We start from the raw sequence: 14,779 nt of genomic DNA, 5'->3' as shown, positions 1-14,779 counted from the left end.
GAAAACAGGCTCAAAAGTAACGGTTTTTTCTGGCAAACGTAGCACACGATACCGACGGACTTAGTTACTGGTCAAATAATAGACCCCGACTTGCCTGGTTCGTTCAACATTAAAATAGATTATCTTTGGCCGGTATTAATGATAGAAGGATTGACTTGTTGAGTGATTGAATTAGTACTTCTGCCCATTCAACAAGTCGATTATTCTATCATTCACTCATTAACAAAATGAAACTGGCAGCTATTGATATTGGGTCTAATGCAGCGCGGCTGCAAATTTCGACGATATTGCACAACGACGAAGTGGTGAGCTTCAAACGCGTGGAATATGTTCGTTTTCCGCTTCGATTGGGTCATGATGTGTTCAATTTCGGCGCTTTGACCCCTGAAAGTGAGGCCCGTACAGCTAAGCTCATGATGGCTTACAAGCTGCTGATGGAACTACATGAAGTAGAGGGCTACATGGCCTGTGCTACGTCGGCCATGCGTGAATCCTCCAACGGCCATGACATTGCCAAACGGATCGAAGCATCGACGGGTATTAAAATTCATATCATCGACGGGCAAAAGGAAGCCGAACTCATCAACAACGTAGTGGTACAGGCGCTCGACGACCGGCAGTACCTGCATATTGATGTAGGCGGTGGCAGTACCGAACTGAACGTGTACGTGAACCGTCAGAAAATTAATTCCAAGTCGTTTAAGATCGGGTCAGTACGTTTGCTGGAAGGCAAAGAAACCAAAGGTGCCTGGCGAAAAATGGAAGACTGGGTGGAAGATAATATCGACTCGTCACAGGAAGTTACGGCCGTAGGAACCGGGGGCAACATCAGTAAGCTTTTCAATCTGGCTTCGAAAATATCCGAAACCGAGACGACCCTGGCCGAAATCGAACGCATGCGGGATTTTATTGCGGGTTTTAGTCTGGAAGATCGTATCAACAAACTCCGCCTGAACGCCGACCGGGCCGATGTGATTGTGCCTGCTGCGGGTATTTACACGTCGGTGATGAAATGGGCGGGAGCCGATAAAATCATTGTTCCCGACCTGGGTTTAAAAGACGGCATTATTCAATTAGTATATGGGCAGTTGAATCGTCGAAAAGCGATTTTCTGAAACGCCGTTTATGACTGATTATTCCATTCAGTTACAGTATAATCCGCCCGTTTCCAATATTGCCCAATTCTGCCAGCACGGCTTTTTCTTCAACGAACCAGCACACCTCTGTCAGCAGTCGGATGGACCATTTTATCTACTCACGGCGCTCAACCAACGTACCGGACTGACGGAAGCACGCTGCGCTTTTTTCCCGAATGCGGATAAGGCCGTTAGTCCCATAGCTGCCCCTTTCGGCTCCATTGAGTTTGCGGATACGTTACCCGAACCGACGCTGGATGCATTTCTGAAAGCACTGATCACAGCCGTACAGTCCATAGGTACGTTTGCTAGGTTACAACTCACCAATTACCCGGCCTGTTACGCCCCCTCGCAGGCAAGCCGACTGGTCACAAAACTATCTGAACACGGTTTTCAGATAATTCAGACGAACCCAACGTTCTATTTGGCGACGAAATCGGATTTTGCCCAGGCATTTGCTCCTGCCGAACGTCGACGGCTCCGTAAATGCCGAGAAGCTGGTTTTCAGTTTCAGCAATGTGCATCGCACGAGGTTCTGAATGTCGTCCGTTTTTTATACGAAACCCGTCGGCAACAAGGCTATACACTTACAATTGCTCCGGCCAAGCTGGAAAAGTTGTTGCAGACTTTTCCCGAGCAGTTTCCAGTTTTCACCGTTACCGATGGGCCAAAGCTGGCGGCTTTAACGGTTGCGGTGCGAGTACGTGAAGATATCCTTTACACGTTCCTACCAGCTTCCCACCCGGACTATCGCACGTTTAGCCCGATGGTTATGCTGACCGATGGATTGGTTTCCTACGGTCGGGAACGTAACATCAGGCTGTTGGATTTAGGTACGTCGCTGGACGAGAATCAATTGCCCAAGCTCAGCCTAATGCGTTTCAAACGTAACCTGGGTGCCAGGGAGTCGCCGAAACTGGTTTTTGAGAAGTGTTTCTAAACTCAACGCTTTCCTTTTTATGTACTTTTGCTGAGTTTTTACATCGCCGGGCCAGACCCTGGCGAATCCTGCTTTCCAATGCTCGAAACTGTTTTTAAATCCATAGCGGCTTTTTTTTCCAACCTAACCCATTCGGTGCTGTCGGTCATTAAAGTTCTGCTGCGGTCGAAATGGGGCGTTCAGCTTCCCGAGCGCCAGAACAGCCGCTGTTCAGTTCTTGGCAATGGCCCTTCGCTGAATGACTCGCTGGCCAATCACCTGGATTTTCTGCTGGATACCGAACTGATTGTCGTCAATGGATTTGCCATTACAGACTATTTTACCCGGCTGAAGCCCGCCAATTACATAATCGCTGACCCAAATGCGTTCGCCTTTCATGACGCCACAACCGGACGGGAAGATTTGCATCAGATTCTGGTGGCCCTGATCGGTCAGGTCGATTGGCCCATGCGTTTGTTCATACCCAATTTCGCAAAAGGCTCCTATTTCATCCAGAAAATCGAGGCTGGTAATCCGCGCATTCAACTTGTGTATTACAATCCAACCATCGTTCGCGGGTTCAACTGGCTCTGCTACTGGCTTTATTCGGCTAATCTTGGAATGCCACAGGCGCAGACGGTTATCGTTACAGCTTTGTTTCTGATGATAAACCGCAGGTTCGATGAGATTTTCCTGTTTGGCGCCGATACGTCCTGGCACGAGCAAATCCGAATCAGTGATACGAACCAGCTAGAGATCAAACAGATCCATTTTTACGACAAGGCCAAAGACGTAGCGTATCAGCCGGTTTACAGCGATGCTCACCGCACAAAGACTTTCACGATGTCGAGCCAGTTTTTATCGTTGCATAAAGTATTCAAAGGCTACGAAGTTCTGCGTGACTATGCCGATTATCGAAATGTTCGGGTGTTCAACGCCAGCAGCAAAAGTTACATTGATGCGCTCGAACGCGTCGTGATTAGTCAACCTGTAGGGCACACTGCCAGTGATTCGTAAAGGTGAAAAGGTAAGTCATAAAAAAATAGTGCAAATATTTCAGCTAATGAAAACAATTCAGCTGGTTGGACTGTTTTATACTTGTCTTTCGCTTAAACAATGAGAGATCCAGATACTACACTGTAACTGGTACTTAGTTTAAAGCGAAACCCAAAGCCAGGTGACTCAGGTCGTCTGGCTTTTTTCTTGTTCAAAAGCGGTACTCGGGCTGGCTCTGTACGACCACCGGTGCAGCCTTGCCGCTTATTAATGGCCAATTATTTTTGATGCGATTCAGATCGGCTAACTTTGCCAACCCAATTGGGCAACATTTTATTTTTTTATTTACGTGGGTCGACATGGTTGAGTAGTTGACTCCGTGACATTTGCTTGATTCATGCTTGATCTAACCAATAAATCCATTCTGATTACGGGCGGCACCGGCTCCTTCGGCAAAAAGTTCGTCGAGATGGTATACCAGCGGTATCCTGACCTGAAACGCCTGGTTGTTTACTCGCGCGACGAACTGAAACAGTTCGAAATGGCGCAGTATTACCCGCAATCGAAATACAAATCCATCCGGTTTTTTATTGGCGATGTACGCGATGCCGAACGACTCAAACGAGCCTGCGAAGGTGTTGACATCATTATCCATGCGGCTGCGTTGAAGCAGGTGCCCGCAGCGGAATATAACCCAATGGAGTGCATCAAAACCAACGTGTTCGGTGCCGAGAACGTAATCAATGCCGCCCTCGACAACGGCGTTCAACGGGTTGTGGCTCTTTCGACCGACAAAGCGGCAGCGCCAATCAATCTGTACGGAGCGACCAAACTCTGTTCTGATAAACTTTTTGTGGCAGCCAACAACATGCGGGGCAGCCGTGATCTGCGTTTTTCGGTTGTTCGCTATGGAAACGTAATTGGGTCTCGGGGTCGGTCGTACCGTTTTTCCTCGACAAACGGAAGGATGGCGTGTTGCCCATTACGCACCCCGACATGACTCGCTTCAACATTTCGCTGGAAGAGGGCGTCGAAATGGTGCTTTACGCCCTCGAACATGCGTGGGGCGGTGAGATTTTCGTGCCTAAAATTCCGTCGTACCGCATTACCGACGTAGCAGAAGCCATCGCTCCTCAGGCCGAACAACGGATTGTGGGCATCCGGCCGGGTGAAAAACTTCATGAGGAAATGATCACCGAAACCGATTCGCTCAATACGGTAGAAACAGCCCGGTATTACGTCATTACCCCATCAACGCCAACCTGGAATGTGGATGATTATCTGAAAGCCTTCAACGGTAACCGCGTCGACATGGGCTTCAAATACAATTCCGGCACCAACACCGACTGGCTCAACGTCGAGCAGCTGCGTGAACAAATACGGGCACACGTTGACGCTGATTTCAATGTATAATGGAGGAAGGAATAGGTAGAAAGGGAGAAGGAAGTTGTATTTCTCCTTTCCCCTATTTCCTCCTCCCTTCTCCTTCTTTTATGAACCATCCAATCCCCTACGGTCGTCAACACATAACGGATGAAGACATTGCCGCTGTAAACGACGTACTGCGATCTCCTTATCTGACACAAGGCCCGAAAATTGGTGAGCTCGAACAGGCATTTGCCAACTACATCGGATCAGCGTATGCGGTAGCTGTTGCCAACGGAACGGCGGCTTTGCACCTGTGCTGTATGGCGCTGGGCGTAGGGCCTGGAACGCGGGTGATTACAACGCCCCTTACCTTTTCGGCATCGGCCAACTGCGTACGGTACTGTGGGGGTGACGTCTTTTTTGCGGATGTCAGTTCGGATACGGTTTTACTCGATCCGGCTGCGGTACGTACCTTATTGGAAAGCCACCCTCAGGGTTATTTTTCGGGGATTATTCCGGTCGATTTTGCGGGTTATCCGGTCGATATGGTTGCGTTTCGGGAGCTGGCCGATGAGTTTGGTCTGTGGATTATTGAAGATGCCTGCCATGCACCGGGGGCTTCGTTTGTAAGCGAGACCGGTACCGAACATCGAGCGGGCGATGGTTCGCTAGCCGATCTGGCTATTTTCAGCTTTCACCCGGTCAAGCATATTGCGGCTGGTGAAGGTGGTATGATTACGACCAATAATGAGTCGCTTTACAAACATCTGCTACGTTTACGCACGCATGGTATTACCAACAAACCTACTGAGTTTACCGCACCCTACGAAGGCGAACCCGAACGCGGAGGCTGGTATATGGAATTGCAGGAGCTGGGCTATAATTATCGCCTGACCGATATACAGGCTGCGTTGGCTCTGAGTCAGTTAGCGCGTGCAGACTCGATGCTCGACCGACGTCGGGAACTGGCATCCCGTTACGATTCAGTCTTTGCTGAAGCGGCAGAAAAAGGCATTCCGGTCCAGATCATCGTTCCGCCAGACGGGGTTATTCATGCGTATCACCTGTACGTGATTCAGACACCCAATCGCAAAGGTTTATACGATTTTTTGCGAACGAAAAACATCCTGGCGCAGGTACATTACGTACCGGTACACCTGATGCCGTATTACCGGAATTTTGGCTGGAAACCGGGCGATTTTCCGAATGCAGAAACGTATTACGCCCACTGCCTGAGTCTGCCGCTGTTCCCGACGCTGACGAACGACGAGCAGGATTACGTTGTTGATCAAGTTGTTACGTTTCTTAAAGCTGTCTGATTTATGCGTTCCTACCAGAGTCATCTTCAGGCCACCCAAAGCGCAGGTGAGGCTTTAGTAGCCAACCGCAAACCTGTGTTACGCTCTTCGGCTATTTTTCCGGTGATGCATACGGAGTTGTATTCCAGCAAAGTCATTTTTATGGGCTACTGGCTGCTGAAGCGGAATATTAAGGAAGTAGGCTTGCTGTATACATTGCGGAATGAAGCGGGTACACTGCTTTCCCGAAAATACGTACTGATCGATTCGGCCAAAGCCTGGTCGGTGCAAATGAGCGAATACGCCGATCTGCTTAACGAAGCCGGTGAGCCAGAGAATTTTACGGGTTCCCTGGAGCTGGAAGTCTTCTCAACGCAGGATCTCGTTTTTCCTTACCCGGCTTTTGTGCTGGTTTATTTCAACGCCAATTCCAGCAGCGTAGTCCATACGGTAGGTCGCATATATAACGACATCGAAGACCTGCAGCAGAATAACGAATACCAGGTCAGCGAGTCGGGTTTTGATATTTATGGCCGCGACGGACTGGCTCCGTTTCTAAGTTTCACCAATGGCCCGCTTCCGGCTGAACACCCTGAAGTCACGTACGAAATCGTGGATGCGCACCATCATGCTACGTCCGGTACGTTTGCGCTGAACCCGCTTAAGCCTTACGAGACGGTTTTTCTGTATCTGAAAGATTATCTCGATTTGCAAACCCTGCTGGGCGACGAGCCGGGGATGATTCGGTTTGGCCACAATTTTACAGGCTTTTTTCCGCGTTTTCTGGTAGGCAATCTCGACCAGACTGCCCAAAGCGTGAGCATTACCCACTCCTATTATGACAGTTCGGGCGTAGCTGACAAACGGGCGTACTGGCCCCGACAGGATGAGCGGTTTCTGGATTCGTCAACGTCGATTCCGCTGTATTTAACGGATGATTTTTTCACGAAGCTGGTTGTTTACCCCATCTTCTCCCCGTCTGATTTTACACTGTCGTTTCGCTTTTTCGATGCAAATGGTACGTTTCTGGGCGACGCATCGGGTGCCTACCAGTTTCAATCCGCCGACAGTCAATACGTTCAGATTGATCTGGGTGATCTGGCAAAACGGGCAAACGTATCACCCGACCTGGCCAAAACTGCCCAGTTGATTGCTCACTGGTCGGACGAAACGCGCATTCCGACCCGCTTGAAATTCGGTTTGAACGTTGGACAAACTGGCCGCGCATCATCCCTGCCGAGTAATGTTTGCTTTGCTCCCCAGGTAGGTAATCCAGCGATTCTCAACAAGCCCGGTACATTTAAATGGGCGCCGTTTGTCAATGTTGGCAACTCGGAAATTGCCCTGACTAATTCAGCGCCTTTGCGAGACTATAACCGACCGGCCAACGTAACGCTCTCCTTCTACCGCGAAGCCGACGATGCAGTGCTGGAACGCACCTGCGTTGTGTTACCTAATGGACTGCAAACGATTCGATTGGCCGACGATCCGGAACTGCGGGCCTTCTTTGGCGATGCCAGCGGCTGGATGACAGCCCGCGCCGATAATCCATTTTTGAACGGGTATTATTTTGATTTTCATCCAAACGGCGCTGTAGCCGCCGATCATTTGTTTTAACGTAACATTTTCGTGGTGTCGGGTTTGAGAACCCGACACCACAGCGAATCCGACACCACGGAGAACACAATAATCACAGTACATTCAATACCAGAATCACCTGTAAACTATATAGTGAAACAAGACGTCAATGATTCAACTGCCTGACTTTACGCGTTCGTTTGAGTACGAAAATAATTATTACTGGGCGTCGGATGTGAACCGAATGGCTAAAGTAATGGCTCATTATGAGCTGTATAAACTGACCCTCGATGTTCCCGGCGCCATTGTGGAATGTGGTGTATTCAAAGGCGCATCGCTGATTCGATTCGCTACGTTCCGTCAGTTGATGAGCAATCCGACAGCCAAAAAAATTATTGGGTTCGATGCGTTTGGTCGCTTCCCCGACACTGACTTTACGGCCGATAAAACCTGGCGGGAGAAATTCATCAGCGATTCCGGCGAAGAAGGCATTAGTGTGGAGCAGCTTATGACAGTACTGAATCACAAAGGCGTTGGTCAGAATGTCGATCTGGTGCAGGGTGACGTGCGCCAGACCATTCCGGACTATCTGGAAAAGCATCCCGAGCTACGGATCAGTCTGTTGAATATCGACGTAGATGTGTACGAACCCACGCGGGCCGTGCTGGAACACCTCTATGACCGGGTAGTGCCGGGTGGCGTGATTATGCTCGACGATTACGCCAATGTATTCCCGGGTGCGAATGCGGCTGTTGAAGAATTTCTGGCGGGCAGGAACGTGCTTGTCAAGCGGTTGCCATTTGCCGTTACGCCCTGCTATATCGTAAAACCCTGACCCACTTTATCCAATGAAACAAACTGAACAGGAAACATTCTGGTCTGGCGAATTTGGCCAGCAATACACCGACCGTAATACCCGCGACCGTGAGGAGTGGGACAATTTTTATGTGCAAAACTGGGGCCTGACCAAACCCGAAATGAACGCCCGTTTTACGGCTGGCTGGCTGTCGGAAACGCGCATTCTGGAGGTTGGCTGCAATACGGGGATGCAGTTACGTGGCTTGCAGGACGCTGGTTTTACAAATCTTTATGGGGTTGAACTGCAACCCTACGCCGTTGAAAAAGCGAAACAGACCACGCAGCATATCAACATTTTGCAAGGTTCGGGCTTCGATTTGCCTTTTCGGGATGCCTATTTCGATGTGGTCTGTACGAATGGAGTTCTGATTCACATTGCCCCCGACGATCTACCGAAAATCATGGATGAAATGGTTCGGTGCAGTCGGCGTTATATCTGGGGGTTTGAGTACTACAGTCCCGACGTTAAATCGATACCCTACCGGGGCAACGAAGGGTTTCTTTGGAAGGCCGATTACGCAGCTTTGTTTCAGCAGCGGCATCCGTCCCTGAAACTGGTTAAGCAGGAGTTGTTCCCCTACGTCAATTCAGCGGAAAACGGCAACGTCGACTATATGTATCTGCTTGAAAAAACGGTGTAATGAGTAACGTAGCGATCATCACGGCGCGGGGTGGGAGCAAGCGCATACCTCGTAAAAATATCCGCCCCTTTCTGGGCAAACCCATTATTGCTTATGTTATTAATGCGGCTCTCGCATCGGGTTTGTTCACGGAGGTGATGGTATCGACGGATGATGATGAAATTGCAGCAGTTGCCCGACAGTATGGCGCTTCCGTACCGTTTTTGCGAAGCCCAAAAAATGCCGATGATTACGCTACAACAGCCGACGTATTGACCGAGGTACTGGATCACTATAAGCAGCAGGAACAGGTTTTTGAATTCGCCTGCTGCCTCTACCCCACTGCCCCATTTATTACGTCCGATCTGCTCAATCAGGCTTTTTCAACGCTCACAGAAATGCAGTTTGATACGGTGTATCCTGTGCAACAATTCAGCTTCCCGATTCAGCGGGCTGTATTTCTGCGCAATTCAAAAGTGCAGTGGGTACAGCCCGAACATGCCCTGACGCGTTCGCAGGATCTGGAAGCAGCTTACCACGATGCAGGGCAATTTTATTTTATCAACGTAGCGGCTTTTCAAGACAATCATCGCCTTATTACCGATAATTCGGGTGGTATTGTCATTTCCGAAATGGCTGCCCATGATATTGACAATGAGGACGACTGGCAAATAGCCGAACTGAAATTTAGAATGATGACGGGGCCGCCCGCGCGGTGATAAATAATAAATTTTTGTGCTACCCGGTTTCTATTTTTCATTGTTTATCATTCATCATTCATCATTCCTATGAACCACCTTCTTTTTCGTGCCGATGGAAACGCCCAATTGGGAATGGGCCATGTTATGCGTTGTCTGGCATTGGCCGATATGCTGAAGGGTGAGTTCGCGATGAAATTTGCCATAACGGATCCTACCCCTGCCGTTCAGTCGCTCATCGAATCGGCTGGGTTAACAGTGCTTCCCTTGCCCGATTCGGCCGACAAAGCCGCTTTCTGGGGGGATGTCCACTCCGAAAATATTGTCGTACTGGATGGCTATTCGTTCGACGAAACGTTTCAACGAGCGGTCCGGGCGCGCGTCAGAAAGCTGGTGTTTATCGATGATCTCATACATGGCCATCAGGTGGCGGATGTAGTGATTAATCATTCGGGCGGCATTGCTCAGGGTAAGTATAACACAGCCTCATATACACAGCTTTATCTGGGCCCACACTACGCCATGCTTCGGCCCGAATTTTTTCGGTCAGAAGGCTTTAGTACTCCACCGCCCGATGGTCCAATATTTGTCAGCTTAGGGGGCGCCGATCCGTATAATACGTCACTAACCGTGCTGGAAGCCATTCGACAGGTCGACGCTACGTTGCCTGTTCAAATTGTTCTGGGACCATTTCATCCTGACCGGGCTTCGATTGAATCGTTCAAAAATCAATTGCCGAACCTCAGCATTCTGCAAAACCTGAGTGCCGCTCAGATGATGGATGCGTTACAGCAATGCAGTCTGGCCATTACAGCCTGCAGCACCATCGCTTATGAGGTATGTGCCATAAATCGTCCACTAATTGCAGTGGTTACGGCTGATAATCAAACACAACTGGCCCATTTTTTATCCGAAGAAAAACTAGCCCTGTCCGTCAATTTCCCGACACTGCTAACCCGCTCGATTCCGGTTATTGGACTGGACAAAATGATACGTCTGTCCATCCAGTCTTTCCAGTTCTCTCCCGAAACGGTAGAAGAGACATTAGCCAATCAGCGCCGTTTTTTTGATGGACAATCCCCCGAACGATTCAGGATGTTATTTCAAGAATTAAGTGCGTAATTGGGCGGGCAAGATCGTTGTCTTATCGCCATGCTTACGTACCGCCTAGCCAAACCTGCTGATACCCGGCTCTATTTCGATTGGGCGAATGATCCTGACACCCGGCGTCAGTCATTTAATTCAGCGCCTATTTCTCTCGACACACACACATCCTGGTTCACCCGTAAACTGGTTGATCCAAATACGCTGTTACTCATTTTTGAAAACGAAATGGGCAAAGCGGTCGGGCAGGTACGTTTCGAGCGGACGCCCGTGGCCGATATGCCTGACGAAGTGGTAATTGGTATATCGGTTGATGCCAGTCAGCGTGGTAAAGGATTAGCGAGCCAGTTGATTAGACAAGCCTGCGCCGTTTGTCGGAAGCGCTGGGGCGAGGTGACTATTCATGCCTACATTAAACCTGAAAATCAGGCATCGATACGTTCCTTCGAGCGGGCTGGTTTCAAATTGTCGGGCGAAAGCGGTAAATTTGGCATTCCCGGCCAGGAGAAGCCGAGTTTGCTTTATATTAAAACCTTATAGGTTTTGGAAACCTACAAGGTTTAACTAACTATGACAAAAGATCAACCGATTCAGGTTGCCCAGTTTACCATTGGCCCGGCACATCGGCCGTTTGTTATTGCCGAGATGTCGGGAAATCACAATCAGTCGCTCGACCGGGCGCTGGAAATCGTGGATGCGGTAGCCGATGCCGGCGCTCATGCACTCAAACTCCAGACGTACACGCCCGATACCATTACGTTCAACGGCGCGTCGGAAGAGTTTTACATTCGGGATGCCAAGTCGCTCTGGGCCGACAAAAATCTATATAAACTGTACGCCGAAGCGTATACCCCCTGGGAGTGGCACAAGCCTATTTTCGAGCATGCCCAAAAGCGGGGAATGATTGCCTTCAGCTCGCCTTTCGATACAACGGCTGTCGATTTTCTGGAATCGCTCGACGTACCCCTCTACAAGATTGCGTCGTTTGAAAATACCGATCATATTCTGCTCAAAAAAGTAGCGCAGACGGGCAAACCGGTCATTATGAGTACGGGTGTGGCGTCGGTAGCTGATCTGGATGAGTCGGTGAAGGTGTTACGTGCCAACGGCTGCAAAGAGCTGATTCTGCTCAAATGCACCAGTACGTACCCGGCCACGCCCGAAACGACCAATCTGCTTACCATTCCGCACATGCGGCAGTTGTTCGATGTACCGGTTGGCCTCTCCGATCATACGATGGGCATTGGCGCGGCCGTAGCGGCTGTAGCCCTGGGGGCAGTCGTTCTGGAAAAACACGTTACGTTACGTCGGGCCGACGGTGGCGTTGACTCCGCGTTTTCGCTGGAACCCGACGAATTGAAAAGCCTTGTTGTCGAAACCGAACGGGCACATCTGGCGATGGGTCAGGTCAGTTATTCGCTAACGGCAAAAGAAGAGAAGAGTCTGCAATTCAAGCGGTCGCTCTACGTAGTGCAATTCGTTAAAGCAGGCGAACCTTTCACTCCCGACAACATCCGCAGCATTCGTCCGGCCAACGGCCTGCACACACGCTATTATAACGACATTATCGGCAAAACCGCCACCACAGACATCCCCGCAGGCACCGCCCTGCGCTGGGACTTAATTTTGAATGATTGAGTGATTGAATGATTGAATAGGCTGGCGCACGCTTCATTCAATCATTCAATCACTCAATCATTCAATCACTCACTACATGGGTATCATCAAACGGCAGACGATTCAAAGTTCGGTTTACACCTATGCGGGGGTAGCCGTCGGCTTTCTGACACAGGGGATTTTCTTTCCGAACCTGTTCAGCAAGGCGCAGGTCGGTCTGCTTAGTTTATTGATTTCGCTGTCGCTGGTGCTGTCGCAACTGGCCAATCTGGGCACAAACGGAGCCGGAGGCCGGTATTTTCCGTATTTCCGTAATGCCGAGCGTCAACACAACGGCTATCTGTTTATGACCAGTCTGACAACGCTGGTTGGTTTTGGCTTATGCGTGCTTGGGCTCTGGCTCGCCCGTCCGTGGATTATCGAAAACAACCAGGGGCAGTCGCCTTTATTTGTTGATTATTATTACCTGCTGATTCCGCTGACGTTGTTCACGGTGTATTTCACTGTTTTCGACAATTACGCCCGGCTCCTCTACGACCCCGTTACGGGTACGTTATTGCAGCAGTTTGTGCAACGTTTGCTGATTTTGCTGGCGGGCGTAGCGTACTGGCTGGGTTGGGTTACGTTTCCGCAGTTTCTGGGGTTATGGCTACTGGCGTTTTTCCTGCAAATGGTGTTGATGATTTTCAGCGTAGCCCGCGACGAAGCCTTATTTCTAAGCCGCCGTTTTCTGGCGATGGACCCTGAGTTACGCCGAAACCTCACTCGATATGCGGCCTTAACGCTGACCACGGCTCTATCATCGCAGATTATTCTGACGATAGATAAAGTCATGATTAACAACACGAAGGAACTGGGTCTGTCGGCGACGGGTGTTTATAGTATTGCCGCCAATTTTGCTACGGTCATTGCCGTTCCGGCTACAGCACTTTACAAGGTTTCAGGTACGGTCATCGCCGAATCGTGGAAGAGTAATGACTTGAAAAACATTGTTATGATCTACCGCAAAAGCTGTTTGAATCAGTTGATTGCGGGCTGTCTGGTTTTTGTAGGAGTTGCCGCCAACCTGCCAAACGTATTCCGATTTCTGCCTGCTGGCTACGAAGCGGGTTACTTCGTGATTTTATGGCTCGGTCTGGGAAAACTCATCGACATGGCTACGGGTATCAATGGCATTATTCTGAACACCTCGCGGTATTACATTTACGATTCCCTGTTTTTTGTGGCGCTTACTTTTTTCACAATTGCGGCAAACTATTACCTGATTCCGCGTTTTGGAATCAACGGAGCTGCCGTGGGCGGGGCGCTGGCTACGTTGCTATACAACCTGGCCCGGACTTTGTTTGTCGGCTTTGCTTTTCGAATGCAGCCATTCACCTGGCATAACGTAATCGTCGTTGTGCTGGCGGCTGCTGTCTGGTGGATTTCTGTTCAGGTTCCTTATCCAGCCGCAACTGCTCCTAAATGGCGTAACATAGTCGATATTGCCTGGCGTTCAGCGTTGATTACGAGCTTGTTCGGCGGCCTGATTATTGGCCTGAAGTTATCACCGGAAGTGAATCAGACAGTAGCAGGCTTAAAGAAACGATTTTTGTAAATGAGCCCTCTTCGTCCGATAATTTTGCAAGCAGCACTTGCAAAATTGATTAAGAGCGATTAGAACAGGAGAATCGCGAGCATTACTATTAATTACGAACTGATTCCATGTGGGTTTTTCGCTTTTTATTCACTGAAACTGCCCGGCTGCTTCGTTCGCTGGAAGGACGACGCCTATTGGGGTTGGCGCTACGTTATGGCAACCGGCCGCGCAATCAGGATGTCGACGTTACGTTCGGGAAATACCGGTTTCGGGTACCCGATGCGCTATCGTTTATCTGGCAGTTTCGGGAAATTTTTGTCGATGAATTTTATCGATTCTATACAACCAGTCCAGCACCTGTTATTTTCGACTGCGGTACCAACATCGGTACAAGTGTTGCGTACTTCCGACAAACGTATCCAACGGCTAGAATTGTCGCGTTTGAAGCCGATGAACACATTAGCGACATGCTACAGTCGAATCTGAGCCGGAATCAGATTTCAGATGTGGACGTCATTACGAAGGCTGTCTGGACCAACGATAAAGGCATCTGGTTTGGCAGTGATCAGGCCGATTCGGCTTCTATTTTTTCGCAAACTGACCGCAAGCTGGTTCCCTCCATCCGGTTACGTGACTACCTGCTCCGTGAAACACGCATCGATATGCTCAAGATGGACATCGAAGGTGCCGAAACCGACGTATTGACCGACTGTCGCGATGCTTTGGCCCATGTCCAGAATCTGTTTGTTGAGTTTCATGCCTATCTCGATCACCCGCAAACGCTGGCCGACGTGGTGCAGGTTCTGGAAGAAAGCGGTTTTCGGTATTACATCAACACCAGTCAGTACCGCCATGCCCCCCTGGTCAACCATCGGTACAAAGGCAATGACAGCATGGACCTGCAATTGAATATCTTTGCGTATCGAAACTAGTCATTGGTCATCGGTCATTTGTCATTAGCCATTGGTTTGAACTACTAATGGCCAATGACAAGTGACTAATGATTAA

Annotated in this window: 13 protein-coding genes and 1 pseudogene; all 14 read left to right on the top strand. The window is 49.6% G+C overall.

Features of this window, described 5'->3' with window-relative positions; all coding sequences use genetic code 11:
- Window positions 1-227 precede the first annotated feature (227 nt).
- The 14 genes and pseudogenes from LN737_RS10215 (at window position 228) to LN737_RS10150 (ending at window position 14,703) form a co-directional block, all read left to right on the top strand.
- On the top strand, window positions 228-1,115 hold the full coding sequence (locus LN737_RS10215) for a Ppx/GppA phosphatase family protein (protein WP_405518516.1): 888 nt from the start codon (window positions 228-230) through the stop codon (window positions 1,113-1,115).
- Between the two features lie 10 nt (window positions 1,116-1,125).
- Window positions 1,126-2,076, top strand: a complete 951-nt coding sequence (locus tag LN737_RS10210) for a GNAT family N-acetyltransferase (RefSeq protein ID WP_405518514.1) — start codon at window positions 1,126-1,128, stop codon at window positions 2,074-2,076.
- Between the two features lie 78 nt (window positions 2,077-2,154).
- Complete coding sequence (locus LN737_RS10205) at window positions 2,155-3,072, top strand: hypothetical protein (RefSeq protein ID WP_405518512.1); 918 nt, start codon at window positions 2,155-2,157, stop codon at window positions 3,070-3,072.
- A 376-nt stretch (window positions 3,073-3,448) separates the two neighbouring features.
- Window positions 3,449-4,464: pseudogene (pseB, locus tag LN737_RS10200) on the top strand (UDP-N-acetylglucosamine 4,6-dehydratase (inverting)).
- An 80-nt stretch (window positions 4,465-4,544) separates the two neighbouring features.
- A complete protein-coding gene (gene pseC, locus LN737_RS10195) occupies window positions 4,545-5,738 on the top strand; it encodes a UDP-4-amino-4,6-dideoxy-N-acetyl-beta-L-altrosamine transaminase (protein WP_405518510.1) in 1,194 nt (397 codons plus the stop codon).
- Window positions 5,739-5,741: 3 nt separating this feature from the next.
- Complete coding sequence (locus LN737_RS10190; protein WP_405518508.1) at window positions 5,742-7,334, top strand: hypothetical protein; 1,593 nt, start codon at window positions 5,742-5,744, stop codon at window positions 7,332-7,334.
- A 130-nt stretch (window positions 7,335-7,464) separates the two neighbouring features.
- Window positions 7,465-8,130 (top strand): TylF/MycF/NovP-related O-methyltransferase, encoded by a 666-nt coding sequence (locus tag LN737_RS10185; protein WP_405518506.1) that lies wholly within the window; start codon window positions 7,465-7,467, stop codon window positions 8,128-8,130.
- A 13-nt stretch (window positions 8,131-8,143) separates the two neighbouring features.
- Complete coding sequence (locus tag LN737_RS10180) at window positions 8,144-8,794, top strand: pseudaminic acid biosynthesis-associated methylase (protein WP_405518504.1); 651 nt, start codon at window positions 8,144-8,146, stop codon at window positions 8,792-8,794.
- The gene (gene pseF / locus LN737_RS10175; protein ID WP_405518502.1) at window positions 8,794-9,492 is read left to right on the top strand and encodes a pseudaminic acid cytidylyltransferase; all 699 of its coding nucleotides are present in this window, start codon (window positions 8,794-8,796) and stop codon (window positions 9,490-9,492) included. The genes LN737_RS10180 and pseF overlap by 1 nt, the downstream gene beginning before the upstream one ends.
- Before the next feature lie 69 nt (window positions 9,493-9,561).
- Window positions 9,562-10,593, top strand: a complete 1,032-nt coding sequence (gene pseG, locus LN737_RS10170; protein WP_405518500.1) for a UDP-2,4-diacetamido-2,4,6-trideoxy-beta-L-altropyranose hydrolase — start codon at window positions 9,562-9,564, stop codon at window positions 10,591-10,593.
- Window positions 10,594-10,623: 30 nt separating this feature from the next.
- Window positions 10,624-11,115, top strand: coding sequence for a GNAT family N-acetyltransferase (locus LN737_RS10165; RefSeq protein WP_405518498.1), 492 nt, complete (start codon window positions 10,624-10,626; stop codon window positions 11,113-11,115).
- 30 nt (window positions 11,116-11,145) lie between these two features.
- Complete coding sequence (gene pseI / locus LN737_RS10160) at window positions 11,146-12,213, top strand: pseudaminic acid synthase (protein ID WP_405518497.1); 1,068 nt, start codon at window positions 11,146-11,148, stop codon at window positions 12,211-12,213.
- 76 nt (window positions 12,214-12,289) lie between these two features.
- The gene (locus tag LN737_RS10155; RefSeq protein WP_405518495.1) at window positions 12,290-13,789 is read left to right on the top strand and encodes a lipopolysaccharide biosynthesis protein; all 1,500 of its coding nucleotides are present in this window, start codon (window positions 12,290-12,292) and stop codon (window positions 13,787-13,789) included.
- A gap of 107 nt (window positions 13,790-13,896) precedes the next feature.
- Window positions 13,897-14,703: an FkbM family methyltransferase gene (locus LN737_RS10150; protein ID WP_405518493.1), complete on the top strand. Its 807-nt coding sequence runs from the start codon at window positions 13,897-13,899 to the stop codon at window positions 14,701-14,703.
- Window positions 14,704-14,779: the final 76 nt, after the last annotated feature.

It is taken from the genome of Spirosoma sp. KNUC1025, assembly GCF_045160025.1.
Taxonomy (GTDB): Bacteria; Bacteroidota; Bacteroidia; order Cytophagales; family Spirosomataceae; genus Spirosoma.
The sequence above is the reverse complement of the archived record's forward strand: the minus strand, read 5'-3'. Positions and strand labels throughout refer to the sequence as shown.

What these genes read in the sequence shown, in the direction of transcription:
- LN737_RS10215 (WP_405518516.1), top strand. Translation starts at nt 228, where the DNA reads ATGAAACTGGCAGCTATTGATATTGGGTCTAATGCAGCGCGGCTGCAA.
- LN737_RS10210 (WP_405518514.1), top strand. Translation starts at nt 1,126, where the DNA reads ATGACTGATTATTCCATTCAGTTACAGTATAATCCGCCCGTTTCCAAT.
- LN737_RS10205 (WP_405518512.1), top strand. Translation starts at nt 2,155, where the DNA reads ATGCTCGAAACTGTTTTTAAATCCATAGCGGCTTTTTTTTCCAACCTA.
- pseC (WP_405518510.1), top strand. Translation starts at nt 4,545, where the DNA reads ATGAACCATCCAATCCCCTACGGTCGTCAACACATAACGGATGAAGAC.
- LN737_RS10190 (WP_405518508.1), top strand. Translation starts at nt 5,742, where the DNA reads ATGCGTTCCTACCAGAGTCATCTTCAGGCCACCCAAAGCGCAGGTGAG.
- LN737_RS10185 (WP_405518506.1), top strand. Translation starts at nt 7,465, where the DNA reads ATGATTCAACTGCCTGACTTTACGCGTTCGTTTGAGTACGAAAATAAT.
- LN737_RS10180 (WP_405518504.1), top strand. Translation starts at nt 8,144, where the DNA reads ATGAAACAAACTGAACAGGAAACATTCTGGTCTGGCGAATTTGGCCAG.
- pseF (WP_405518502.1), top strand. Translation starts at nt 8,794, where the DNA reads ATGAGTAACGTAGCGATCATCACGGCGCGGGGTGGGAGCAAGCGCATA.
- pseG (WP_405518500.1), top strand. Translation starts at nt 9,562, where the DNA reads ATGAACCACCTTCTTTTTCGTGCCGATGGAAACGCCCAATTGGGAATG.
- LN737_RS10165 (WP_405518498.1), top strand. Translation starts at nt 10,624, where the DNA reads ATGCTTACGTACCGCCTAGCCAAACCTGCTGATACCCGGCTCTATTTC.
- pseI (WP_405518497.1), top strand. Translation starts at nt 11,146, where the DNA reads ATGACAAAAGATCAACCGATTCAGGTTGCCCAGTTTACCATTGGCCCG.
- LN737_RS10155 (WP_405518495.1), top strand. Translation starts at nt 12,290, where the DNA reads ATGGGTATCATCAAACGGCAGACGATTCAAAGTTCGGTTTACACCTAT.
- LN737_RS10150 (WP_405518493.1), top strand. Translation starts at nt 13,897, where the DNA reads ATGTGGGTTTTTCGCTTTTTATTCACTGAAACTGCCCGGCTGCTTCGT.